The sequence below is a fragment of the Archangium violaceum genome, from assembly GCF_016887565.1.
GTDB lineage: Bacteria > Myxococcota > Myxococcia > Myxococcales > Myxococcaceae > Archangium > Archangium violaceum_B.
Map to the genome: position 1 here is coordinate 1,525,857 of NZ_CP069396.1, position 23,122 is coordinate 1,548,978.

Consider the following 23,122-nt stretch of genomic DNA (forward strand, 5'->3'; position numbering starts at 1 on the left):
CCCCGTGTCTCCACGGGGGCCGCCGCTCACTTCCGCAGGCTCGCGATGTCGATCACGAAGCGGTAGCGCACATCGCTCTTGAGCATGCGCTCATAGGCCTCGTTGATCTTCTGGATGGGGATGACCTCGATGTCCGAGGCCACGCCGTGCTTCGCGCAGAAGTCGAGCATCTCCTGCGTCTCGCGGATGCCACCGATCATCGAGCCACTGAGCTTGCGCCGGCGTGCGATGAGCGAGAAGGCCGCCACCGGGGTGGGGGTCTCGGGCGCGCCGACGATGATCATCGTGCCGTCCACCTTCAGCAGGCTGAGGTAGGCGTTGTAGTCGTGTGGCGCGGAGACGGTGTCGAGGATGAAGTCGAACGTGCTGGCGAGCGTCTTGAAGGTGCTCTTGTCGGATGTGGCGGCGAAGTGCTTCGCGCCCAGGGCCAGCGCGTCGTCGCGCTTGGACGGCGAGGTGCTGAGCGCAGAGCAGCGGCGCGGCGCGGTCCAGAGGGATCGACTCCGGCACGCGCAGCACGTACTTCTCGTCCACGGTGATCTGCGTGGAGTAACCGCCGTAGGTAGGCGTGTAGGTGCCCACCATGCCCTTGTCGCAGTACTGCTCCTCGCCCCGGGTGCACGAGGGGCACTCGCGGCAGGAGTCCACGAAACAGCCCACGCCGACGGCGTCACCGACCTTGAACTTCGTGACCGCGCCGCCGACCTTGCTCACCCGCCCGACGATTTCGTGGCCGGGCACCATCGGGAAGATGGCGCCGCCCCACTCTCGGGCGCCGCGAAGAATCCGGGCCCTGGAAGGTCCGTTGAAGCGGGTATGTAGAGTCTCGGCGGGGGAGGACTAGTGGCCCCCGTCCTTCGAGGGGGCCGCCTTGCCCTGGGTGAAGTCCTCACTCTCGACCAGCTCCGAGTCCTGGTTCAGGAACTCGCGGGCGACGCGGTCCACGTCCTCGGCCTTGAGGCCGGTGAGCACCACGCTCGCCGCCTTCGTCCGGGCGACGAGCGCTGTCTCACCCAGTGCCCCGTGGATGCGCATGAGCGCCAGGTGGATCTCGGGGTCGAACGGGTCCGACGCCAGGGCCTCCATGTAGGACTGCTTGGCCTTCGGGTAGTCCTTGCGGAACAGGTAGATGCGGCCCAGGTGCACGTTGGTGCTCGGCGAGCCCGGGTGCACGCGCAGCGAGCCCCGCAGCACCTGCTCCGCTTCGTCCAGCCGCCGCAGCTCCAGCAGCGCCAGCGCGTACTTGTTGGACACGGACTCGTACTTGTCGCCCACCAGCCTGTGCGCCTTGGCGTACTCCTCGGCCGCCGCCTTGATGCGGTTGCGCTCGCGCATCAGCTCGCCCAGGTGCGCGAACTTGCGCGCTGGCACCTCCGTCACCTCCGCGAAGTCCCCGAAGGAGATCTCCCGCCCCTTCTTCTTCTCGTCCTTCTCCTTCGCGTTCTCCTTGAGTACCACTTCCTCGCGCGGCAGCAGCTCCTTGGGGAAGGACTGCTTCTTGATGTGCGCCAGCCAGGACTTCTCGAAGAGCCCGAAGGGCATCCCCGTGGCCCCCTCCACCGCGTTCTTGTCCTGCTTGCCATCCTTCAGCCCGAGGATGATCTCCCGCAGGCCCTTGTTGCCCTGCGTCGTGTACACGTAGTCGATGGCGAAGAAGACCTCGGCGAACGCCGTGGCCGCGTCCTCCGCCGTGGGCAGCATGGCGATGGACGGGTGCATCTTCTCGAAGGGGATGAGCTTGTCGTCCTTCACCCGCTTGCCCAGCAACGCCAGCATCGACGGCGTCATCGCCTGCCCCGGCTTGCCTCGCCAGCGCGACTCCAGGAACTTCGCCAGTCCCTCGTGCAGCCAGATGGGCACCGTGTTGTGGCTCATCTGGCTCACCACCAGGTGCACGTACTCGTGCGCCAGCGTGTCCTGCCAGTCGTAACCCCTCGCCACCGCCTTGGGGCTCGTCACCATCAGCTTGTTGAACTTGCAGATGGCGATGGTTCCCGTCGTCTGTATTTGATTGTAGGTGAGCGTGCTCACCTTCGACAGCTCCCGCGCGTTGTTCACCACCTCCACGCGGATCTTCCCCGGCGGCCGGTGCCCCAGATCCTCCGCCAACGCCCGGTGGATGGACTCCAGCGTGTCCAGCGCGTACGGCACCAGCACCTCGTCCTTCCCCTTCGGGTAGAAGAAGATGAAGTGCTCGCTCTCCGCTCGCGCGTGGTCCTTCACGATGTCGCGCGTTTCCTTCGCCAGCCTCAGGTAGCTGCCCGGCTTGTCCTCGATGTTGGCTCCCTCGAGCAGCTCCACCGCCTCCTGGTAGCGGCCCTCCTCGAACGCCACACGCCCCTGGAAGTATTTGAGCGGCTCGACGTCCTCCGGGACGATTCCCTCCAGCGCCTGCAGCTCCCTGCGCGCTCCCGGTACGTCCCAGTCGTCCAGCGACTTCTCCACCTTCCCCAGCCGCTCCTTGGCCTCGCTCTTCAGCGCGTCCTGGGCGTACGCGCCCGTGGTGAGGAACAGGGAGAGGACGAGGGCGAAGACCCTCACCCCGGCCCTCTCCCAGGGGGAGAGGGTGCTCGCAACCCGGGTCATCACTTGACCAGCTCCTCGTAGTAGCGCTTCACCTGGTCCCGGTATTTCTCCGGCGCACCCTGCTTCATCGCGTCCAGCAGATCCTTCCGGAACTCCTTCGGCGCCTGGTAGGCCTCCTCGTCCGGAATCTCCACCTTGTCTCGCGGATCCCTCCCGTTGCCCTCTCTCTTCCCTCCCATCCCCATCGGCATCGGCAGTCCGCGCCCCTTGCCACGGCCCCGCTGGCTCTCCTTCATCTGCTGCTGGAACTGCTTGAGCCCCTCCAGCGCCGCCTGCTGCTCGCCGTAGCCCCGGTTCGCGTCCTTGCCCTGCATCCGCTGCGCCGCCTCGCCCATCCGCTCGCCGATCTGCTCCATCTGGTCCCCGGCCTCCTGGCCGAACAGCGGCGCCATCTGCTCCATCTCCTGCATCTGCTGGCGCAGGCCCTTCGCCTTCTGCTCCAGCTCCTGCTGTTGCTGGGCCAGTTGCTGCAGTTGCTGCCGCTCCTGCGGGCTCATCTGCGAGCCCGGCGGCGGGAAGAGCGACTGCAGCTTGCGGTTCACGTCCTCCACCGTCTTCGCGTCCTCCTCCAGCTCCTCCGCCAGCCGCGCCGACTGCTTGCGCACGTCCTCCGGATTGCCGTACAGCTCGTCCAGCGCGCGCTGCTGCTCGCCAAAGCTGGACAGCTGCTGCGCCGCCTCCGAGGCCCGCTGCGCCGACTCGGCCGCCAGGTCGTAGTCGTCCACCTTCAGCGCGTTCCTCGCGTTCTCCAGCTCGGCCTGGGCCTTCTCCAGCGGCTGCGACGCCCGGCTGCTCAACTCATCGGGCCGCAGCTGCTGGTAGCTCTTCTGCACCTGCTCCAGCTGGCGCTGCAGCTCGTCCTTCATCGCCTTGCCGCGCTCGGACAGCCGGTCCTTGTTCTGCTTGCGCGCCTGGTCTCTCAGCGCCTTGGTGGCGTCCGCCACGCGCTGCTGCTCCTGCGCCGTCTTCTCCAGGTCGTCCATGAACTGGCCGAACTTCTGCGCCAGCTCCGGGTGCTGCTGGTCGCCGAACTCGTCCTGCGCCTCGTTCAGGCCGTTGAGCATCTCGTCCATCTGCATGGACAGCTCCTGCAGCTTCGCGAGCGCCTCGTCCGTCTTCCCCTCGCGCATGAGCCGCTCCACGTCGTCGAGCGCGCTCTGCATGTCCTGGTCCTTCATCATCTCCTGAAGGGCCTCGGCGTTGAGGTGCTCGTCGCGGATGCCCTGGCGCATCTCGGACATGCGCTGCATCAGCTCCTGGATGCGGTTGCGCACCTCTTGAATCTGCTGCATCACCTGCTCGCGCACCTGCTCGTCCGGGTTCTGCTTGTACTGCTCGATGAGGTTGGCCAGCTCGCGCCGCTCGTTGGCCAGCTGCTTGGCCAGCTCCTGCAGCGCCTCCAGCTTCTGCCGGTCCAGCAGCGACTCCAGGTAGAGGATGTCCTTCTCCAGCTCGGAGATCTCCTCTTCCACCAGCGCGCCCATGCGGGCCCCGGTGCCGAAGTCGTCGCCGGTGGGGCGGCGCTGCTGGGTGCGCAGGTAGATGCGCCGGAAGTCCGAGGTGGCGCGCACCCGCTGGCCCAGCGTCTCGGAGATGTTGATGAGCGCGGTGACGAGCTCGCCGGGCGTGTCCCGCTCGCGGTTCAGCTCCTGGGCCAGCGCGCGCATGTCTCCCACCAGCGTCAGTCCCGCGGTGTCCACCGACTGCGCCGAGGCCACCTTCTGCGCGTCCTTCGTCTTCTCCCGATCCGGGCCCTCCAGCCGGTCCGCCAGGTGGTCCACCATGCGGCCCCAGAGGGCCTCGGCCTTCTCCAGGGCGGCGCGCAGGTGCTCGGCGGCGCTGTAGATGCGCAGCACCTGGGTGCGGCTGACGCCCCGCTTGGCGCCCGCCACCGCGTCGTTGTCCTTGGCCTCCACGTAGTAGGAGATGCGGTCTCCCGCCTGCACCTTCAGCGTGCCCAGGTCCCACGTGTACGTGTTGCGCGCGCGCCGGCTGTCCTCGCGCGGCAGCGGGATGCGCGTCTCCTCCTTCGCGCCCGGCGTCCGGAAGACGAGTGCCAGGCCGCTCAGTCCGTAGTCGTCACTGGCCTCGTACTTGAGCGTCACCTTCTGGCCCGGGTCGATCTCCAGCTCCGCCGCGGGCGTGAGGAGGCTCACCTGGGGGTTGGCGTCCGCCTCCACGTTGAGCGGGATGTCCGGCCCGGTGGCGATGGGTGAGCGGCCCTTGTCGTAGAAGATGAAGTGGTAGTTGCCCGTCTTCTTCGCCACGAAGGTGCCCGTCAGCTCCCTCTTCCCCACGACGGTGAGCGGCAGCGTCTCGCCGTTGACGACCAGCTCCGCGCGCTCCACCTCGCGGTCCGAGCGCGTCTTGAGCTGCACCTCGGTGCCCGCCGGCGCGCTCACCTCGCCATTGGTGCCCGGCACGGTGCGCTGGGCGAGCCCCGTGTACGCCGGGTAGCGGTACGTCAGCTCGATGTCGCCGGTGATGGGCTCGCGCACCTCGGCCGCGGTCATGCGGCTGGCGGACTCGAGCGCCTTGGCGAAGCCCACGCGCCAGTGCGAGCCCGCCAGGCCCAGCACCACCGCCAGCACGAGCACCACGCCGCCCAGCGCGAGCCCCGCGTGCTCGAGCCGCTTGCGGTCCACCACCGTGCCCACGTCCACCTGCTCCGCGCGCAGGTCCATCTGCCGCAGGAAGGCGTCCGCGAGGTCCGCCGAGTGCTGGGGCTGGCCGGCGCGCTCGCGCGACAGCTCCACCGCGGCGAGCACGTCCAGCGACAGCTCGGGCCGGCGCTCGCCGATGAGGCGCGCGGTGCGGAGGTCATCCCCCACGGTGCGCAGGGAGAGCCCCACGCCGAAGGCACACGCCACCAGCGCGCCCGCCACCGGGGCCAGGAACAGCACCCAGCGCCCGAGTGCCGGGGCGGCGAGTGCCAGGAAGCCGCCGGCCACCGCCAGCACCAGGAGGGTGGCCAGGCCCAGCAGCATGCCCTGCAGCCAGAGGTGGCGGCGCTGGCGGGCCCGTACGGCGGCGAGCAGTTTCTCCACGCCTTGTGAGCGCGGCTCCTCCTGGGGCTCCCGCGGCGGGGCGGAAGGCGGTGGGGGAGGCGGAGGCGAGAGCTCCGGGCCTGGGGTCTGCGGGGATTCGAAGTTCACGCTGTCACGTCCGCTCGGTCGTGTGGCAACCCATGGCCGGGCCACCTATTTCCCAAATCTGTAGCAGGACGGGGCTCGCGGCGCGTCCCCCCGGTTTCCGGGCGGGTTCCTTCCCCCGCCGGTTGTCGGCCGGTGGAAGCTTGGGCCGCGGCCGGAAGGCGGGGGGGTTCAGCGGGTGGCGCTCTTGGACGAGGCGCTGCCCTCGCCGTCCGGCGGCACCGGCAGCTCCTCGTCGGCCCTGTGCGAGGAGTTGCCGGTGGGGTTGTCGAGCGGGGCATCGCCGGAGCCCAGCTCCTCGGCGAGCGTGGCGAGCACCTCCTGGGCGGCCGCGAGGCGGGCGCGCGGCAGGCGGGCCAGCGCCCGTTGCACGGCGGCCTCCACGGTGCCGGTGGCGGGCACGTCCAGCGCCCGGCCCGACTCCGTGAGGGCGAAGAGCGCCTTGCGCCCGTCGAGCGGATCGGACTTGCGCTCGAGCAGCCCGCGCTTCTCCATGCGCTTGAGGACTCCCGTGAGGGTGCTGGGGTGCACGTGGAGTATCTGCGCGAGCCGCCCCGCGGTGATGCCGGGGAATCGTCCCACCAGCCGCAGCACCAGCCGCTGCGGGCCCGTCAGGCCCAGCGTGGACTCCATGCGCTTCGAGGTCGACTGCAGGCCATGGTCCACGGCCCACAGCAATCGCATGAACTCCAGCACCTCTCCCAGCGGCTGCTGTTCCTTGTTCTTGTCCGCGGGCGATAAATCGCCGGCCTCGTCGATTGGCTTCATTTCTACAGTGTCCTCCAACTTCTACCTTGCTGTCGCCCGTCCCACCCTCTGGACAGGTAGTAAGTCCGGGTCCTACCTGCTGGAAAAATCCGCAGACGGGGAGGCTGGAGCGGGCCAGGGCGCAGGGACCCCCTGGCGGGGACAGGACATGTCTTTGTTTGGTTCCCTACTAATTGCGCACGCCTCCAGGTCGACCTGGGGAGGGGGCAAGGCCTCGCCCGCAGGTTCACTACGAGAGCGGGTGGCTATCGCCTGCGCGTGCGTCAATCAAGTAGATACGAAACTTCCTTCATGTCAGGCATTGAGGACCTGGCACGAATTGCCAGGAGGCCGATGCCTCCGAGCTCACGGCCTGCTACCCGCCGGAGCCCGGGTGCGTGAGGCGCACGACAGAGTGCGTGTGGAGCTGCCCGTAGGCTTCACTCCCAGGAGAACTCGTACTCACCGTCGAGCAGCCCCGACGTCTGCCGGCCGCGCACCCGGATGTCCCGGGCGTTGCTCGTCTCGAGCAGCGCCCGCAGCACGCCCTCGTGGCTCGGCAGGGGGATGAAGTTGCGGGTGAGGATGTAGCGGCCGTTGGTGGGCCCCAACCACTCGACCTTGTGGTTGCCGAACGTCAGCGACATCCGGTAGGCCGAAGGCAGGGCGTCCACCAGCCGCCGGGGGTCTCCCCGGGCCAGCAGCTTCATCATGGTCTTGCCCGCCGCGGAGTCCATGAAGTCCGCCGCCGAGCGCCTTCCCAGCTGCCGCAGCGCCTCCTCCATGTTGCCGAACCTCGGCACCAGGAAGCGCGCTCCGGTGAAGACGACCCGGAGGTGCGCGCTGATGGGGTAGTTGAAGAAATCCACGAATCGCGACTGGCCGCTCGCCTCGAGGCAGTGGCTCACGGCCTCATCGCCCGCGAGGCCCCGCACCGCGTCCAGCAAGCCGTTGGCGAACATGCCCCGGACGGAGTCCTCGGGTCGTGCCAGCCTCAACCGCTGCGCGAGATCCTGCTCCCAATAGTCGTACGGGTCGTACGACACGGAGACCGCCGCGGTGGCGTTGCTGTTCATGAATTCCCCCGTCTCGAGCCGGCTTGCGTCTGCGATCAGGTCCATACAGGGGGAAAGGTACCCGCACTTGGCTCAGATAGCGAAATCACCGAGGAACACGGTGGCCGTCCTTACGTCCGCATGCACACGATCGCCCTCCACGACTCCCAGGTTCTCGAATTCGGAGCGGGGAACCTCGACTGTCACCGTTTCCCCGGTTGGTAGTTTGAGCAACACTTTCACGTATCCGCCCACGGATTTGAGCCGTTCGACCCGACCGGTGACGGGTTCCGAGGTACCCTGGGGGGGCTTGGCGAGCTTGATGTCGTGGGGACGGACGAAGGCGTGGACGGCCTCGCCCTCGCGAGCGCTGTTGGGGGCCTGCACCACCAGGGTGCCGACCTCGGCCCGGCCCGAGCGGACGTGGCCCCGCAGGACGCTGGTGCCCCCCACGAAGGAGGCGACGAAGGGGGTGGCCGGGCGGTCGTAGATGTCCTCCGGCGGACCGGCCTGGGCCACGCGTCCCTCGGAGAGCACGACCACGTGCTGGGAGATTTCGAGCGCCTCCTCCTGGTCATGGGTGACGAGCAGGGTGGTGACACCCGTCTGCTCGTGGAGGGAGTGGAGCCACTCGCGCAGCTCCACGCGCACGCGGCTGTCGAGCGCGCCGAAGGGCTCGTCCAGCAGCAGCAGCTTGGGGCGGATGGCGAGCGCCCGCGCGAAGGCCACGCGCTGCCGCTGTCCGCCGGAAAGTTGCGTGGGGTAGCGCTTGCCCAGATCCTCCAGCTGGATGAGGCGCAACATCTCGTCCACGCGCGCCTCCACGTCGGCGCGGGGCAGCCGGCGCGTCTCCAGCCCGAAGGCGATGTTCTGCCGCACGGTCATGTGCTTGAAGAGCGCGTAGCTCTGGAAGACGACGCCGATGCCGCGCTGCTGCACGGGCAGGTGGGTACAGTCGATGCCCTCGATGCGGACGGAACCCGAGTCCGGCAGCTCCAGCCCGGCGATGAGGCGCAGCAGGGTGGACTTGCCCGCCCCCGAGGGCCCGAGCAGGGTGGTGATGGCGCCGGAGGGGGCGTGGAACGATACATCGGAGACGGCCGGAGTGCCCCCGGTGGTGAAGCGCTTGGTGAGCTGCTCGACGATGACACTCATGGGACCTCGGCCTTCCACTCGACGTACTTCTTGACGGCCAACGTCACCAGCGCGAGCACCGTGAGCAGCGAGGCCACGGCGAAGGCACCGGCGAGGTTGTACTCGTTGTAGAGAATCTCCGCGTGCAGCGGCAGCGTGTTGGTCACCCCGCGCACGTGGCCGGAGACGACGGACACGGCGCCGAACTCGCCCATCGCTCGCGCGTTGCACAGCAGCACGCCGTAGAGCACGCCCCACTTCACCTTGGGCAGCGTGACGCGCAGGAAGGTGCGCCAGCCGCTGGCGCCCAGCGTGAGGGCGGCCTCCTCCTCGTCGGCGCCCTGCGCCTGCATGACGGGCAGCACCTCGCGCACGACGAAGGGGAAGGTGACGAACACGGTGGCCAGGACGATGCCGGGCACGGCGAAGATGATGTGGATGTCGTGCGCGTCCAACCACGGGCCCAGCCACCCCTGCCGGCCAAAGAGCAGGACGAAGATGAGCCCCGCGATGACGGGCGACACGCTGAAGGGCAGGTCGATGAGCGTGAGGAGCACGTCCCGGCCGGGGAAGCGGAAGCGGGCGATGAGCCACGCGGCGGCCAGCCCGAAGACGAAGTTGAGGGGCACGGCGATGGCGGCCGCCAGCAGCGTGAGGCGGATGGCGCTCAGCGCCTCCGGCTCCAGGATGGCCGCCAGGTAGCTGCCCACGCCCTTCTGCAGGGCGTAGGTGAAGACGGCCACCAGCGGGACGACGAGGAAGACCCCGAGGAAGACGAGCGCCACGCCGATGAGCAGCCAGCGCACGGCGGCGGAGCCGGAGACGGTCCGCCTGTCGCGGCGTGGAGTGTGCGAGGTCGGGTGCATCACGTGTTTCCTATCCGGTTCGGGCCTCGAGCCGACGGTTCGTCCAGCGCTGGATGAGGTTGGCGGCCAGCAGCAGCGCGAAGGAGACCGCCAGCATCACCCCGGCGATGGCCGTGGCCCCGGCGTAGTCGTACTGCTCCAGCCGGGTGATGATGAGCAGGGGGGCGATCTCCGTGCGCATGGGCATGTTGCCGGAGATGAAGACGACGGAGCCGTACTCGCCGATGGCGCGGGCGAAGGCGAGGGTGAAGCCGCTGAGCAGGGCGGGCAGCACGCCGGGCAGGAGGACATGGGTGAAGGTCCTCCAGGGCGAGGCCCCGAGCGTGGCGGCGGCCTCCTCCACGTCGGCGTCGATTTCCTCGAGCACGGGCTGGACGGTGCGCACCACGAAGGGCAGCCCGATGAAGGTGAGCGCCACGATGATGCCCAGGGGCGTGAAGGCCACCTTGACGCCGAGCGCCTCCAGGTACTGTCCGTACCAGCCGTTGTGGGAGTAGAGGGTGGTGAGCGTCAGCCCGGCCACGGCGGTGGGCAGGGCGAAGGGCAGGTCCACCAGCGCGTCCACCAGCGCCTTGCCCGGGAAGCGGTAGCGCACCAGCACCCAGGCCACCAGCAGGCCGAAGACGACGTTGACCAGCGCGGCGACCAGGGCGGTGCCGAAGCTGAGCCGGTACGCGGCGAGCACACGCGGCGAGGCCACGGTGTCCCAGAACTGGTCCCAGGAGAGGGTGAACGTCTTGAGGAAGAGGCCGGACAGCGGCAGGAGGACGATGAGGCCGAGGTACAACCAGCTCAGCCCCATGGTCAGCCCGAAGCCCGGAAGGACACGGCGTCTCGCACTGTGCTGCATGGCGGCTCCGGGCTACTGCGCCTTGGGGACGTAGAGACGGTCGAAGGCGCCGCCATCATCGAAGTGCTTCTTCTGCGCCTGCTTCCAGCCGCCGAAGACCTCGTCGATGGTGAAGAGGCTCACGGTGGGGAAGTGGCTGGCGTACTTCGCGGCGGCCGCCTGGGCGCGGGGCCGGAAGTGGTGCTTCGCGGCCAGCTCCTGGCCCTCCTCGGAGTAGAGGAACTGGAGGTAGGCCTCGGCCGCGGCCCGGGTGCCCTTGCGGTCCACGTTCCGGTCCACCAGCGCCACGGGCGGCTCGGCGAGGATGCTCACCGAGGGGATGATGATCTCGAACTTGTCCTTGCCCACCTCGTCGGTGAGCAGGAGGGCCTCGTTCTCCCAGCCGATGAGCACGTCGCCGATGCCGCGCTCGGCGAAGGTGGTGGTGGCGCCGCGCGCGCCCGAGTCCAGCACGGGCACGTTCTTGAAGAGGTTGGAGACGAACTCCTGCGCCTTCGCCTCGTCACCGTTGTTCTTGCGCAGCGCGTAGCCCCAGGCGGCCAGGTAGTTCCAGCGCGCTCCGCCCGACGTCTTGGGGTTGGGGGTGATGACGGCCACGCCGGGGCGCAGCAGATCCTCCCAGTCGCGGATGCCCTTGGGGTTGCCCTTGCGCACCACGAAGACGATGGTGGACGTGTACGGCGAGCTGTTGTTCGGCAACCGCGACTGCCAGCCCTCGGGGATGAGCTGGCCCTTGTCGTGGATCATGTCGACGTCGTACGCGAGCGCCAGCGTGACGACGTCCGCATCCAGGCCGTCGATGACGGCGCGCGCCTGCTTGCCCGAGCCCCCGTGGGACTGCTTGATGACGAGCTTCGTCCCGTGCTTCGCCTCCCACTGCTTCGCGAAGGCGGCGTTGACGTCGGTGTAGAGCTCGCGCGTCGGGTCGTACGACACGTTGAGCAGGGTGATGGGCTCCCCCTGCCCGGCGCCCGGCTTGGAGCAACCCTCCAGCGCGGGCACGGCGGACAGCAGCAGGCAGAACAGGGCGGCGGTGAGCTTGTGAGGGGAATGCGGCTTCATAGGGGTACCTCGATGCGGAAGATGGCCGCGAGGTACCGGGTGGGCTCGAGCGCCATGAATCTCGACAACCCACCGTCCCTCGCGGAGGTGGGTTCTCCAGAGCACGCGACCGTCAGCCTTCGGGCTTCCGGCGGGCGAGCACCCACCCCTCCTGCCAGAGGCAACGACAGAACATCCTGTGGCGGGGGGAGGTGGGCATTGAACGAGGGAGAAAGTGCCCGGGGGATGTCCGTTTGTCAAGAGGATCGTCCGCTATGACGGACGGCCTCCCGGATGTGCTGGGGCTGCTCGGACCGGGGGATGCGTGATAGTCGGTGGCTCGGCGGCGGTGGCCGCGAGCCAGGGCATCTGGTGCCCGCGCATACGGATGGGGGGAGATGGAAGGAGACACGAGTGATTGACTGGCGACTTCCCAAGGGCGTGACGCGGATGGTGCTGGTGCGGCACGGGCAACCGGTGGAGGAGATGCGAGGCCGGTGCTACGGGCGGTTGGACGTGGGGCTGTCCGCCTCGGGCCGGCTGCAGGCCGAGCGGGCCGCGCGTTTCCTGGCCGAGGCACCCCTGTTGCGCATCTACGCGAGCCCGCGCCAGCGAGCGCTGGAGAGCGCGGCGCCGCTGGCGGAGCTCAAGGGGATGGCGGTGGATACGGAGGAGGCATTCCGGGAGCTCGACTTCGGTCTCTTCGAGGGGCTGAGCTACGAGGAGGCCGAGAAGCGCCATCCGGAGGTGTACGCGGAGTGGATGGCGCATCCGACGCAGGTGCGCTTCCCGGAGGGGGAGAGCTACCCGGAGATGCGCGAGCGGGTGAGGTCGGCGGGCCGGGCGCTGCGGACGCGGCATGCGGGAGAGACGTTCGTGCTGGTGTCGCACGGCGGGGTGAACCGCACGCTGCTGGCCGAGGCCCTGGGGATGCCGGACGCCAACCTGTTCCGGCTCGAGCAGGGCTACGGGGCGGTGAACATCATCGACTTCTACGGTGAGGAGCCCATCGTGAAGCTGATGAACGTGACGTTCGGCTAGAAGCTCGCGTCGAGCTGGAGGCGGGCGAGGTGCCGCGCATCGCCGCCCGCGGAGCCGAAGATGTAGAAGTAGTCGCCTTGCAGCTTGAGGGCGTGGCCGTTCAGGTAGAGGTTGACGCCACCCCCGAGCTGCTTGCCCTGCGTCTGCGCGAGCTGCACCAGCTGCGGGTCGGTTCCCTTCCGGGTGAAGAGCTCCTCCCAGCGCGCGCTCACCTCCACCTGGGGATGCACCATCATGCCGCCCTGCACGAAGTAGCCGTAGCCGGAGCGGGTCGGCTCGCGGGTGACGGCGCCGCTCGTCTCGGTCCGCTCGAGCACATTCACATCTGCCCTTCGCCACAGGCCCTCGGCGAGCAGCGAGAAGCCCCGGTACTTGAACACCAGATCCGCGGCGAGGTGGGTGTAGTTGGTGGTGCCGGCGGTGAAGGCCGTTCCGTAGGTGCTCTGGGCGCGCGAGGTGCGGAAGTTGTAGGCGGCCGCGACACCCAGGGCCAGCCGGGGCCTCGCCGCACGGGTCAGGTCTCCCTCCTGATCGTCATCGAAGGTGCCGAAGGGCCGCAGCGTGAGCCGCAGGACGGTGATGGGTCCGGGGGCGTACGCCGCGAAGCGGTTGCGCCCGTCGCCCCCGCCGATGAAGAACTGGTAGCCGAGCAGCTCGCGCAATCCAAAGAGGTTGTTGGACGAGAGCATCACGCCCACGTCCCGGTCGAGGCTCAGCTCGCGCACCACCAACTGCCGGTCCACTAGCTGCAGCGCGAACTCGCGGATGGTGCGGGCGCGATCGAAAGGCACGAAGAACTGCCCGACGCGGATGTTCAGGTCGCGGAAGCGGGTGTAGTCCACGAAGGCGTCGAAGATGGGGGAGTTGCTGCCCGTCTCGAAGTCACCGCCGCCGAAGGCGAGCTGGATGTTGTAGCGCAGCTCCGGCACCAGCACGTTTCCGTGCACCACGAGGCGCAGCGTCTTGACGTTGATCTCGTTGGTGTCGCTGTTGCCGACGTGGAGGAACGTCTCCCGGAGCTGGATTCGCGCCCGGAGGCCCAGGGAGTAGCGGTCGTCGGGCGACCGCACCAGGATTCCACGCCCGGGCTCCGCGGTGATGATGGGCGGCGAGTTGGCTGGTGCCGCTGGGGCCGGCGCCGGCGCCGGAGCGGTGCCCTGCGTGGCGGCGGGCTCGTTCCCGGTTCGTGAAGGCTCGCTGCCCTGGGCCCGGGCGGCGGTGCCGAGCCCGAGCCAAAGCGTGAGGAGGATGTGGAAGACACCCAGGGAATGCTTCGAGATGTTTGAGGACATGGAGGAATTCGCGCGGCTGCCACTGTGACGACATTCATTCCCAACCGCTCCGGCGCGCTTCGCGCCTGGGCGGTGACTCATCGATGGAATGAGGATGGGCGACAACAGCGGCGGCGGACCTTCAGCATGGATTTGTCCAATATAACGGATGCCCCAGGGGAAACAAGCACTGGAACGTCCGCTATAGCGGAGGATGAGGGCTCGTCGATGGGGGGCGAGGGAGTTGGATAGAGTGGCCCGCCATGGAAGCCGCTCCTCCCCGAGTGTCGCACTCCTCCCGGCTGCTGCAGGAGTACCTGAACCAGGACGTCGTCCCGCGTGAGATGGCCATTGCCCGTTTCCTGCGCGGGATGATGGTGCTCGGTTGCGTGGCCTCGTTGCTGCTCATCGGAGTGATCGGCCCGGGCCTGTCGTTGACCCTCGCGGGGCTGACGGGCGGGCTGGGCATCTACTACTCCGTGATGCTGCGCGCGTTGCGGCAGGGCGGGTTCCACCCGGCGATGCAGTGGGTGGACAGTGCCGTCACCGTCTCCATTCCGGCGGTGGCGTGCGCCATCGACGCCTACTTCCACGATGCCGTGTACGCGCTCACCACGCCGCCGGCGTTGGCCTGGGGTGCGCTCATCGTGGTGTGCGCGCTCCGGGCGGGAAAGAAGCTGGCGTACGGGGCGGCGGCACTCGCGGCGGTGGAGTACATGGCGCTGTACCTCTTCGTGCTCCAGCCCCGGCTGCCGCCCGATGCCCTCAACACGCTGTCGTTCCCGATGGTGCTGCTGCGCTGCGTGTTCCTCTTCGCCTACGGGCCGCTGACGGCGACGCTGGCCGGCCTCATCGTGAGCAAGGCCGAGGACGCGCTGCGCGCCATCCGTGAGAAGGACGTGATGGGCAAGTACTTCCTCCACGAGCGGCTGGGCGCGGGCGGCATGGCCGAGGTGTTCCGCGCCACCTACAGCCCGGAGGGCGGCTTCGAGAAGCAGGTGGCCGTCAAGCGCATCCTGCCGGCCTACGCGGACAACGAGGAGTTCCTCGCCATGTTCCGGCGCGAGGCCGCGCTGGGCTCGCTGCTCATCCACCCCAACATCGTGCAGGTGCTCGACCTGGGGCGGCACCAGGGCACGGTCTTCCTGGCCATGGAGTACGTGGACGGCATGCCGCTGAACTCGTTGCTGCGGCGCCTTCCCGCCCGCCGGCTGCCTGCGTCGGCGGTGGCCTATATCGGCGCGGAGGTCGCCTCCGCGCTGGCGCACATGCACGGCCGGACGGGCCCCAAGGGCGAGCCGCTGGGGCTGGTGCATCGCGACCTCAACCCTCCCAACATCCTGCTGTCGCGGATTGGCGAGGTGAAGGTGTCGGACTTCGGCATCGCGCGCGCGGCGAACCAGATGGCCCTCACCCAGGCGCAGACGGTGCGCGGCAAGGCGGGCTACATGGCGCCGGAGCAGGCCTACGGCAAGCCCCTGGATGGCCGGGCGGACCTCTTCGCGCTGGGCCTCACCCTGCACGAGGCCCTCACCGGGCAGCGCGCCCTGCAGGGCGACAGCGAGGCGGAGCTGATGATCGCCGCCACCCAGCAGGAGCTGCTTCCGCCTTCCTCCTTCGTGGCCGGCATCTCGCCCGCGCTGGATGCCATCATCATGGGCCTGCTCCAGCATGATCGGGAGCAGCGCACGCCCTCGGGCGAGGTGCTGCAACAGCAGCTCATGGCGCTCACCGGCTCCGAGGCGCCCTACCCCCAGGGGAGGCAGCAGCTCATCAATGCCTTGCGCCTGGTCATCACCCAGGTCTCGGTGCCCGTCCAGCCCCTCCAGCTCACGCCCGACATGGCCCTCACGGAGAGCGTCGAGGCGGCGACGCGGGCCCGCGCCGCGGGCGGGTGAGGGCCCTACCCGGGGCGAGGGAGGCAGGGTGCCCGTGACCCGGGACACCCTCCCAACCCACGCGCTCAGCGCTTCGCCGTCGCATCTCCGGTGGCGCGCACCTCGTCCTCCTCCACGGGCACCTTCTCCACCTTCAGCGAGGAAGGACCCTCCAGCGTCAGGTACGGCTTGAGCTTCAGGAATTGCTTCTTGCCGAAGCCCTTCACCCGGACCAGCTCCTCGATGCGCTTGAAGGCCCGCTTCTGCCGCCAGGCGATGATGCGCTGAGCGGCCTTCGGCCCCACGCCCGGCAGCAGGTCCAACTGCGCCACCGTCGCCTCGTTCAGGTTCACCACGCCCGTGTACTGGATGCGCAGCTTCGTCCCCGACGCCTCGGAGACCCCGGGCATCCACAGCACCAGCCCCAGCACCACCGCCACCATCCTCGCCACCCCGCGTCCGCTCACGAGTGGCCTCCCACCGGCAGCGAGTCCAGCCCGCCCTCCATCCCGTAGCGCCCGCCGCCGCCCGCCTGCGCCGTGTCCCGCTTCTCCGCCGCCTCGCGCACGTGCAGCTTCCCGTCCAGCGGCAGCACATCCAGCAGCACGTTGAGCGAGCCGTCCTTGTTCACGAAGGCGCTCCCCGCCCGCACCCAGATGCTCCCGCCCTTGCCCTCGCGGATGGAGAACACCGCCAACCGCTTCCCCGCCGTCAGCATCGACCACACTCCTTCACCTCCGCGCCTCCATTGACGCGGTCGCCACCCCAAGAGCAGCCGCCGTGCCAGGGGCATCTCCCTCGGAGCTCGCGCTCCCGGGCCGTACACCCGTGCTCCAATCGTCCAGCGCATGGGACGGACACACCCGGTGGGGACTGGCCGCGATCTCCCTTCGTGCACACCCTGCGGCTCGCTTCCCCCCATGTGCTGGAGGGTATTCCCGTGGATCTGAAGTTCTCCGCGCTCGCCTCTCAGTTTCTCGATGACCCTCAGGCCGTGAGGCGTGCGGTGTGCTGGCCGGTGCTGGTGTGGGAGGCTCCTCCCATGGGGGTGCGTCCCCTCTTCACCCGGAGCACCCTGTCGGTCCCGAGCCTGTCGGCGCGGCGGCCCACCGTCGCCGAGCCGCTCGTGCTCGAGGTGCGCAAGCGTTCACGGGGCATCACTTCTCCCCATTCGCCCCACGACCTGGGCATCCACCTGGGGCGTACGCCCGACAACGACATCATCGTGGAGGACCCCACGGTCTCGCGCGCCCACGCCACCTTCCACGAGGAGAAGCACACGGGGGTCTGGTGCGTCACCGACAGTGGGAGCCACAACGGCACCTGGCACGATGGCACCCTGCTCATCCCCGGCCGGGCCACGCCCCTGTTCGAGCGCGCCTCGCTGCGCTTCGGGGACGTGATGGCCACCTTCCTCCACTTCGCCGCCTTCAATCAGTTCATCCTCGACTGGTTGGCCCGCCACGCCCGAGCCTCCCGGGCCACCACCCTCACCGAGGGTGGCTTGACGCGCGGGGGTTGAGCCCCTAGGAAGGGCCTGCCCTTGGGTGCCCATGTCGGGCCTTCAAGAGGGAAGCCGGTGAGAGTCCGGCGCGGTCCCGCCACTGTGATCGGGCGGCCCTGACGTCAGGGCAGGGGTCCTCGGCAGTCGCCACTCCGGCTCGTGGGCCGGCGGAAGGCGGAGGAGCCCTTCTGGCAGGCGCGGCGTGCGCCTCGGCCGGAGTCCCGGGAGTCAGGAGACCTGCCCGGGGGTGTGGGCGCGATGCGTCCGCGATGGCCTTCTCTCTTCGACGGAGAGAGTGGAAGGCGGATGCATGCGGCGGTCGTACCTCGCCGGGCGGTGGCTCTGCCTGGCGCTCAGCACGAGTGGAGTCGCGCTCGCCCAGGAGGCCGAGGAGCCCCTGCTCGTTCCCGCCGTGGAGGTGGAGGAGGCGCCCGTCGCCCCCGGTTCTCCCGAGGAGGCCTCGCGCAGGGACCCGAGCGGCGCCCTCACCGTCATCCGCGTGGACGAGTTCGGCGGCGCGGCCCGGGACACCGCGGCGATGCTGTCCACCGCCCCCGGCGTCACGGTGCAGGACGTGGGCGGGTACGGGCAGAGCAAGAGCCTCGTGGTGCGGGGCGCGTCCTCCAATGGGACGCTCGTGCTGCTCGACGGCATTCCCCTCAATGGCGCGGGTGGCATCGCGGACCTGTCGCGCGTGCCCGCCGCCCTGGCCGAGCGCTTCGAGGTGCTGCGGGGGGGTGCTGGAGCGCGCTACGGCTCGGGAGGGCTGGGCGGCGCCATCAACGTCATCACCCGCCGTCCCGGGGCGACTCCGCGCGTGGCGGGAGAGCTCTCCTACGGGAGCTGGGACACGGCCACGGGGTGGCTGTCCGCCACGGGGCCGCTCGCGGGCGGCGAGGCCTTGCTGCTCGTCCATGGAGGCACCTCCAGCGGGCGTTTTCCGTATTCCTTCGACCCGAGCCCCACGCTGCCCGGAGACGCGCTCATCGAGCGCCAGCGCACCAACAACGACGCACGGGGCGCCGGAGGCCTGCTGCGGTTGCGCAGGGAGCTCGGCCGGGGTTTCTTGGCGGACCTGCTGGGCGAGCTGTCCTTCGACGAGCGGGGCCTCGCCGGCACCGCGCAGAACCCGAGCGAGGACGCGCGGCAGTCCGGAGGGCGTGGCTCGGCCAACCTGCGGCTCGCGGGCACGCTGCCGGGCGGTGTGCGGACGAACGCGCGCGCGTACTTCCGGCGGGACCGGCTGGCGCTGTCCGGTGGTCCGTGGGGACAGCGGGACGCACAGGTGCAGTTGCTCGGTGGGATGGAGGTCGAGGGGCAGGTGCTGCTGGGCGGATGGCATTCGCTGTCCGCGCTGGTGGGCGTGGGCGGGGAGTCCGTGTCCGCCGCGGAGACCAACGCCGCCTCCGGTGGCGAGCCGACGTGGCTGCGCGCCAGCGTGATGGCGATGGATGAGATGCTGCTGTGGGATGGGCTGCTCACCGTCGCGCCATCGCTGCGCGTGGAGCGGGCGGGCCCGTACACGCTGCTGTCCCCGAAGGTGGGCGTCACCGTGGCGTTGCCCGCGGGCCTCGAGGTGCGCGCCAACGCGGGCCGCTCGCACCGCGCGCCCTCCTTCCTGGAGCTGTACGTGCGCCAGGGCACGCTGCTGCCCAACCCGGACCTGCGCCCCGAGAGCGCGCTGTACGCGGACGCGGCCGTGGTGCACCGCTCGGAGGTGTCCTTCGCCTCGGTGGGGGGCTTCGCCAGCCTCTATGAGGACCTCATCTCCTACGAGGCCTACCCTCCCGGCGCGGCGAAGCCGTACAACTTCGCCAACGCCCGCGTGGTGGGGCTCGAGGCCGAGGGCGAGTGGAGGCCCCATCCGCTCCTCTCCGGAGCCTTCAGCTATACGCTCACCGTCTCGAGCGACCTGCAGCGGGATGGGCGTTTCTACCTGCGCGAGCTGCCCTACCGGCCTCGACACAAGCTGGCCGCGCGAGTCCTGGGCGGCCCCCGGTGGCTCACGGGTCGGGTGGAGGTGGTGGCGCAGTCGGCCCATTTCCTCACCCGGGATGGCGCGATGTCCCTGCCCGGACGCACCTTCGTCCACGCGGGCCTGTCCAGTACCTTCGGCTCGCGCACGGAGCTCACGGTCTCCGGCGAGGTGCGGAATCTCTTCGACGTGCACGCCGAGGACTTCGTCGGGTATCCGCTCCCCGGCCGTGCTGTGTTCCTGTCGGTGGCGGGAGCCTTCGAGCCGGGTGTCCCCTCCGAGTCCTCTTCGGCTTCCAGGACGGAGGCTCCTCCATGACGTGGAAATACCCTCACCCCAGCCCTCTCCCAGAGGGAGAGGGGGCATACACGGTGTTGTGCCGGGTGACGTTGGTGATGGTGTTGTTGCTGCTGGCGGGGTGTCCCGACGAGGGCCCTCTGTGTGTCGAGGCGCAGACCCGCTGTGGTGAGGCCTGTGTCGACCTCTCCAGCTCCTCGTCTCACTGTGGGGCTTGTGGGGTTGTCTGCTCCGCCACGGAGGCCTGTGTCGAGGGCTCCTGCCGTTGTCGCTCGGGCGCCACGGTGTGCGGTGGCCAGTGTGTCGTCACCGCGTCGGACCCCTCCCATTGTGGTGGTTGCGCGGGCGAGGGCGGCACGGCGTGCGCTCCGGACCAGGTGTGCGAGCAGGGGCAGTGCAAGGCCGCCTGCACCCTGGAGTCCTCCGTCCGCTGCGATCGCTCGTGTGTGGACCCCGGCACGGATGCGTTCCACTGTGGCACCTGTGGCAACGTGTGCCCGGACGTCCAGAGCTGCCGCGGTGGGACGTGCACCTATGACCTCGTCGCCGCGTGCTTCAACACCGGACAGGTGGTGGGCCTCCAGGCGGGGCCGGACGTGAAGGGACCCGCGGTGGCGGTGGGCACCAGTCCCCAGTCCGTCGCGCGCATGCAGGACGTGCTGCTGGTGCTGGATGCCTCCATGCGGCTCCTCCAGGCCCGGCTCTCCGACTACGGCGAGCTGCCCGCCCGGAACACCACGGGGCTGGTGCCCAACCAGCTCCTCGTTCGCGACCCCTACGTCTTCGTCCTCAACTCCACCAGCAACACCCTGCAGGTGCTCCGGCGCGACGAGGAGCCCTCCAACGGCCCCGGCCCCCGCTTCGCCGATGGCATCACGCTCACCAACGTGGGCAGCGTGAACTTCGGCGCGAACACCAACCCGTACGGATTCACGCAGTCGGGCTCGGACGTGTACGTCACGCTGCTGGGCAATCTCCAGACGGACCCGTCCGCGGGCGGCAAGGTGGCCCGGGTCTCGATGGCGGATCCCACCGCGCCGGCCATCATGGACGTCTTCACGTTGCCTACGGGCGAGGCCCTGAAGCCCTTCCCGGGCCGTACCACCGTCCCCACGCCAGCCGGCATCGCCGCGCGTCAGGGCCGGGTGTACGCCGCCCTCGGCAACCTGGACCCGAGGGACTTCACCGTCGGAGGCCCCGGGTTCCTGGCCCGCATCGACCCCACCACCCGCGCGGTGGAGCTCATCGAGCTCGGCGAGGGCTGCCTCAACCCGTTCTGGGTTGTCTCCATGGGGGAGCGGCTGCTCGTGAGCTGCGGCGGTGGGACGACCTATGACCGCGACTTCAACCTCATCGACGTGAGGGGGACCGGCTTGGTGCTGCTCGGCGCGGACGACCGGGTGGTCGCCTCGCTCGCGCTGCGGTGCCCGGAGGGAACGTCGTGCCCGCTGCCCTCGGCTGGCCGCTTCTCCGTGGTGGGCAACCGCGCCTACGTCGGCGACAACAACGCGGGCCGTGTCTTCGTCATCGAGGTGGTGGGCGACTCGCTCGTGGAGCGGCGAGGATTCGGACCCGGTGCCGAGCCGCCCATTCTCGTCTGCCCGCGCGACAACAAGCCCTCCCTCGTCGGTGATGTCGTCGCGATGCCTTGAGCCTCCCATGAAGACCCGCCTCGTCCCGTTCGTCCTGCTCGTCGCGCTGTGCCTCGTCTCCGTCGCGCACGCCGCCCCTCCCCATGTGGGCCCTCGCTTCCTGGGCCCCAAGCCTCCCGAGAAGGTGAAGCGTGTGGTGACGCTCGCCCCGTCACTCACGGAGACGGTGCTGGCCCTCGGGGCCGGGAGCACGCTCGTGGGCGTCTCGCGCTTCGACGAGCTCAAGGAAGTGGCCGGCCTTCCCCGCGTGGGCGGCTTCATCGACCCGTCCGTCGAGGCCGTGGTGGCCCTCAAACCGGACCTCCTGCTCGTGCAGCCCGGCCCTGGCAACCAGCGGCCCGTGGAGAAGCTGGCCGAGCTCGGTGTGCCCGTGCTCCTGCTGCCCCTGCAAACCGTGGCGGATACCCTGGCGGCCCTGCGCGCCGTGGGAAAGGCGCTCGGAAGGGAGAAGGAGGCGAATGCCCTCGTCCAGGGCATCGAGTCCACGCGCACCCGCGTGCGTGAGGCCGCCAGGACGCAGAAGCCGCGGCGCGTCCTGTTCGTCTATGGCTTCGAGCCGCTCGTGGTGGCTGGGCCCGGCTCCTTCGCGGACGAGCTGTTGCGTGACGCGGGGGCCGTCAACGTGGCGGCGGACGCGGGCTCGGCCTACCCCGTCTACTCGCTCGAACGGGCGCTGACTGCTCGGCCGGACGTGGTGGTGGATGCCGCGGACGTGGACGTGGGCAAGGACAAGCTCGTGAGGCTTCCGGGGCTCTCCCAAGCGCGATGGGTGGAGGTGCCCTCGATGGCGTTGCTACAGCCGGGGCCGTCGCTCGGAAGAGGACTGGAGGAGCTCTTCTCGCTGCTGTACCCCTCCATGAAGCCCGATGCGGGTACTGTGCGCTGACCGTGTATGTCCCCTCTCCCTCTGGGAGAGGGCTAGGGTGAGGGTCATTCCTCGTCCGTGGGTGAAGAATGCGTGAGATGGGGACGGTAGACCCTCACCCCCGCCCCTCTCCCAGAGGGAGAGGGAGGAAGAGCTTCACCCTGGCACGAGCGCTCGGGCTCGGTGGGGCGTTCCTCGTCCTGTTGCTCGCGGTGTTCCTCCTGGCCGTGCGCTTCGGCGATCAGCCCATCTCCCTCTCCGACGCATTCGGCGATCCCAGCTCCTCCAGTGCCGTCATCTTCTGGTCGGTCCGCCTGCCGCGTGCGCTGCTGGCGGCCCTCGTGGGCGCGGGGCTCGCCGCCTCCGGTGTCACGTTGCAGGGCGTGTTGCGCAACCCGCTGGCGGACCCGTTCGTCCTCGGTGTGTCCGGTGGCGCGGCGCTCGGAGCCACCCTCGCCCTGGCCCTCGGGTTCGCCACCGTGGGGGAGGTGGCCATGGGCCTCGGAGCCGGGTTCGAGCGCCTCTCCGCGCCGGCCCTGTTCGCCTTCGTGGGGGCCGTGGCGGCCATGCTCTTCGTGCTCGCGGCCAGCCGGGGCCACGGTGGCCGCGCGCCCTATGCCGTGCTCCTCACCGGTATCGTCTTCAACGCCTTCGCCTCCGCCGTCATCACGCTCGTGAAGACGCTCTCCGATCCGAACCGGCTCGGGGAGATCCTCTACTGGCTCGCGGGGACGCTCGGTTACGAGCGCACGGGGACGCTCCTTCTGTCCGCGCTCCTCCAGGCCGTGGCCATCGGCGTGATGCTGGCGCTCTCGGGGCGGCTCAACCTGCTCACGCTGGGTGACGAGGACGCGGCCTCGCTCGGCGTGTCCGTGGTCTGGACGCGGCGGTGGTTGCTGCTCGCGGCGAGCGCCAGCGTGGCGGACGCCGTGGTGCTCTCGGGGCTCATCGGCTTCGTGGGGCTCATCGTGCCCCACCTGCTCCGGCTCGCCTTCGGGCCGGACCAGCGGTTGCTCGTGCCGCTCTCCGCGCTCGGCGGGGCGGCGTTCCTCCTGCTCGCCGACCTGCTGACGCGGCTGGCCATCCCGCTGTTCGGCTCCGAGCCCCCCGTGGGCGTGGTGACGGCGCTCCTCGGAGGGCCGCTGTTCCTGGCGCTGCTGTACCGGAGCGGGCGGCTGTCGGCGGGGTGAAGCGCGGGCGCTGTCAGGA

18 protein-coding genes, 1 pseudogene and 1 riboswitch are annotated in these 23,122 nt (G+C 69.6%); of the genes and pseudogenes, 7 read left to right on the top strand and 12 right to left on the bottom strand.

From position 1 onward, the window contains the following. Nucleotides 1–26 precede the first annotated feature (26 nt). The 9 genes and pseudogenes from JRI60_RS06575 to JRI60_RS06615 form a co-directional block, all read right to left on the bottom strand. Nucleotides 27–786: pseudogene (locus JRI60_RS06575) on the bottom strand (NAD(P)-dependent alcohol dehydrogenase). Between the two features lie 54 nt (nucleotides 787–840). Next, a complete protein-coding gene (locus tag JRI60_RS06580; protein WP_204224997.1) occupies nucleotides 841–2,586 on the bottom strand; it encodes a peptidase MA family metallohydrolase in 1,746 nt (581 codons plus the stop codon). Next, a complete protein-coding gene (locus tag JRI60_RS06585; protein WP_204224998.1) occupies nucleotides 2,586–5,741 on the bottom strand; it encodes a DUF4175 family protein in 3,156 nt (1,051 codons plus the stop codon). The genes JRI60_RS06580 and JRI60_RS06585 overlap by 1 nt, the downstream gene beginning before the upstream one ends. A 168-nt stretch (nucleotides 5,742–5,909) precedes the next feature. After that, entirely contained in the window at nucleotides 5,910–6,506 is a 597-nt protein-coding gene (locus JRI60_RS06590) for a MarR family winged helix-turn-helix transcriptional regulator (RefSeq protein WP_204224999.1), read from the bottom strand. 419 nt (nucleotides 6,507–6,925) lie between these two features. Continuing rightward, nucleotides 6,926–7,606, bottom strand: coding sequence for a TIGR02265 family protein (locus tag JRI60_RS06595; RefSeq protein WP_204225000.1), 681 nt, complete (start codon nucleotides 7,604–7,606; stop codon nucleotides 6,926–6,928). Between the two features lie 27 nt (nucleotides 7,607–7,633). Next, nucleotides 7,634–8,695 carry a sulfate/molybdate ABC transporter ATP-binding protein gene (locus JRI60_RS06600; RefSeq protein ID WP_204225001.1) on the bottom strand — a complete coding sequence of 354 codons (1,062 nt, stop codon included), beginning with the start codon at nucleotides 8,693–8,695 and terminating at the stop codon, nucleotides 7,634–7,636. Next, nucleotides 8,692–9,540 (bottom strand): sulfate ABC transporter permease subunit CysW, encoded by an 849-nt coding sequence (gene cysW / locus JRI60_RS06605; protein ID WP_204225002.1) that lies wholly within the window; start codon nucleotides 9,538–9,540, stop codon nucleotides 8,692–8,694. Before cysW ends, JRI60_RS06600 begins: the two co-directional genes overlap by 4 nt. A gap of 10 nt (nucleotides 9,541–9,550) precedes the next feature. Beyond that, a complete protein-coding gene (cysT, locus tag JRI60_RS06610) occupies nucleotides 9,551–10,390 on the bottom strand; it encodes a sulfate ABC transporter permease subunit CysT (protein WP_204225003.1) in 840 nt (279 codons plus the stop codon). A 12-nt stretch (nucleotides 10,391–10,402) separates the two neighbouring features. Next, nucleotides 10,403–11,452: a sulfate ABC transporter substrate-binding protein gene (locus tag JRI60_RS06615; protein WP_204225004.1), complete on the bottom strand. Its 1,050-nt coding sequence runs from the start codon at nucleotides 11,450–11,452 to the stop codon at nucleotides 10,403–10,405. A 393-nt stretch (nucleotides 11,453–11,845) separates the two neighbouring features. Between JRI60_RS06615 and JRI60_RS06620 the strand changes: the two genes are divergently transcribed. Then, nucleotides 11,846–12,472 (top strand): histidine phosphatase family protein, encoded by a 627-nt coding sequence (locus tag JRI60_RS06620; RefSeq protein WP_239470382.1) that lies wholly within the window; start codon nucleotides 11,846–11,848, stop codon nucleotides 12,470–12,472. Here JRI60_RS06620 and JRI60_RS06625 read toward each other — a convergent pair. Next, the gene (locus JRI60_RS06625; RefSeq protein ID WP_204225005.1) at nucleotides 12,469–13,764 is read right to left on the bottom strand and encodes a porin; all 1,296 of its coding nucleotides are present in this window, start codon (nucleotides 13,762–13,764) and stop codon (nucleotides 12,469–12,471) included. The two genes, JRI60_RS06620 and JRI60_RS06625, sit on opposite strands and share 4 nt — an antisense overlap. A gap of 242 nt (nucleotides 13,765–14,006) precedes the next feature. On the opposite strand from JRI60_RS06625, the gene JRI60_RS06630 reads away from it, so the two are divergent. After that, nucleotides 14,007–15,641 (top strand): serine/threonine-protein kinase, encoded by a 1,635-nt coding sequence (locus JRI60_RS06630; protein WP_204225006.1) that lies wholly within the window; start codon nucleotides 14,007–14,009, stop codon nucleotides 15,639–15,641. 65 nt (nucleotides 15,642–15,706) lie between these two features. Here the strand turns inward: JRI60_RS06630 and JRI60_RS06635 are convergent, their stop codons facing one another. Together JRI60_RS06635 and JRI60_RS06640 are read right to left on the bottom strand one after the other, a co-directional pair. After that, on the bottom strand, nucleotides 15,707–16,087 hold the full coding sequence (locus JRI60_RS06635; protein ID WP_239470383.1) for a ComEA family DNA-binding protein: 381 nt from the start codon (nucleotides 16,085–16,087) through the stop codon (nucleotides 15,707–15,709). Next, nucleotides 16,084–16,338, bottom strand: a complete 255-nt coding sequence (locus JRI60_RS06640; RefSeq protein ID WP_204225007.1) for a hypothetical protein — start codon at nucleotides 16,336–16,338, stop codon at nucleotides 16,084–16,086. The genes JRI60_RS06635 and JRI60_RS06640 overlap by 4 nt, the downstream gene beginning before the upstream one ends. Nucleotides 16,339–16,560: 222 nt before the next feature. Between JRI60_RS06640 and JRI60_RS06645 the strand changes: the two genes are divergently transcribed. The 5 genes from JRI60_RS06645 to JRI60_RS06665 all read left to right on the top strand — a co-directional run bounded on the left by JRI60_RS06645 (nucleotide 16,561) and on the right by JRI60_RS06665 (nucleotide 23,103). Beyond that, the gene (locus tag JRI60_RS06645; protein ID WP_204225008.1) at nucleotides 16,561–17,142 is read left to right on the top strand and encodes an FHA domain-containing protein; all 582 of its coding nucleotides are present in this window, start codon (nucleotides 16,561–16,563) and stop codon (nucleotides 17,140–17,142) included. 6 nt (nucleotides 17,143–17,148) lie between these two features. Continuing rightward, nucleotides 17,149–17,383, top strand: a riboswitch (cobalamin riboswitch). A gap of 51 nt (nucleotides 17,384–17,434) precedes the next feature. Then, nucleotides 17,435–19,417: a TonB-dependent receptor plug domain-containing protein gene (locus JRI60_RS06650; protein ID WP_204225009.1), complete on the top strand. Its 1,983-nt coding sequence runs from the start codon at nucleotides 17,435–17,437 to the stop codon at nucleotides 19,415–19,417. After that, nucleotides 19,414–21,048 (top strand): MXAN_6577-like cysteine-rich protein, encoded by a 1,635-nt coding sequence (locus JRI60_RS06655; RefSeq protein ID WP_204225010.1) that lies wholly within the window; start codon nucleotides 19,414–19,416, stop codon nucleotides 21,046–21,048. The genes JRI60_RS06650 and JRI60_RS06655 overlap by 4 nt, the downstream gene beginning before the upstream one ends. Nucleotides 21,049–21,055: 7 nt before the next feature. Continuing rightward, a complete protein-coding gene (locus JRI60_RS06660) occupies nucleotides 21,056–21,934 on the top strand; it encodes an ABC transporter substrate-binding protein (RefSeq protein WP_204225011.1) in 879 nt (292 codons plus the stop codon). Nucleotides 21,935–22,011: 77 nt separating this feature from the next. Next, the gene (locus tag JRI60_RS06665) at nucleotides 22,012–23,103 is read left to right on the top strand and encodes a FecCD family ABC transporter permease (protein WP_204225012.1); all 1,092 of its coding nucleotides are present in this window, start codon (nucleotides 22,012–22,014) and stop codon (nucleotides 23,101–23,103) included. The last annotated feature ends 19 nt before the right edge of the window (nucleotides 23,104–23,122 follow it).

What these genes read in the sequence shown, in the direction of transcription:
- JRI60_RS06580 (WP_204224997.1), bottom strand. Translation starts at nt 2,586, where the DNA reads ATGACCCGGGTTGCGAGCACCCTCTCCCCCTGGGAGAGGGCCGGGGTG.
- JRI60_RS06590 (WP_204224999.1), bottom strand. Translation starts at nt 6,506, where the DNA reads ATGAAGCCAATCGACGAGGCCGGCGATTTATCGCCCGCGGACAAGAAC.
- JRI60_RS06595 (WP_204225000.1), bottom strand. Translation starts at nt 7,606, where the DNA reads ATGGACCTGATCGCAGACGCAAGCCGGCTCGAGACGGGGGAATTCATG.
- JRI60_RS06600 (WP_204225001.1), bottom strand. Translation starts at nt 8,695, where the DNA reads ATGAGTGTCATCGTCGAGCAGCTCACCAAGCGCTTCACCACCGGGGGC.
- cysW (WP_204225002.1), bottom strand. Translation starts at nt 9,540, where the DNA reads ATGCACCCGACCTCGCACACTCCACGCCGCGACAGGCGGACCGTCTCC.
- cysT (WP_204225003.1), bottom strand. Translation starts at nt 10,390, where the DNA reads ATGCAGCACAGTGCGAGACGCCGTGTCCTTCCGGGCTTCGGGCTGACC.
- JRI60_RS06615 (WP_204225004.1), bottom strand. Translation starts at nt 11,452, where the DNA reads ATGAAGCCGCATTCCCCTCACAAGCTCACCGCCGCCCTGTTCTGCCTG.
- JRI60_RS06625 (WP_204225005.1), bottom strand. Translation starts at nt 13,764, where the DNA reads ATGTCCTCAAACATCTCGAAGCATTCCCTGGGTGTCTTCCACATCCTC.
- JRI60_RS06630 (WP_204225006.1), top strand. Translation starts at nt 14,007, where the DNA reads ATGGAAGCCGCTCCTCCCCGAGTGTCGCACTCCTCCCGGCTGCTGCAG.
- JRI60_RS06640 (WP_204225007.1), bottom strand. Translation starts at nt 16,338, where the DNA reads ATGCTGACGGCGGGGAAGCGGTTGGCGGTGTTCTCCATCCGCGAGGGC.
- JRI60_RS06650 (WP_204225009.1), top strand. Translation starts at nt 17,435, where the DNA reads ATGCGGCGGTCGTACCTCGCCGGGCGGTGGCTCTGCCTGGCGCTCAGC.
- JRI60_RS06655 (WP_204225010.1), top strand. Translation starts at nt 19,414, where the DNA reads ATGACGTGGAAATACCCTCACCCCAGCCCTCTCCCAGAGGGAGAGGGG.
- JRI60_RS06660 (WP_204225011.1), top strand. Translation starts at nt 21,056, where the DNA reads ATGAAGACCCGCCTCGTCCCGTTCGTCCTGCTCGTCGCGCTGTGCCTC.
- JRI60_RS06665 (WP_204225012.1), top strand. Translation starts at nt 22,012, where the DNA reads ATGGGGACGGTAGACCCTCACCCCCGCCCCTCTCCCAGAGGGAGAGGG.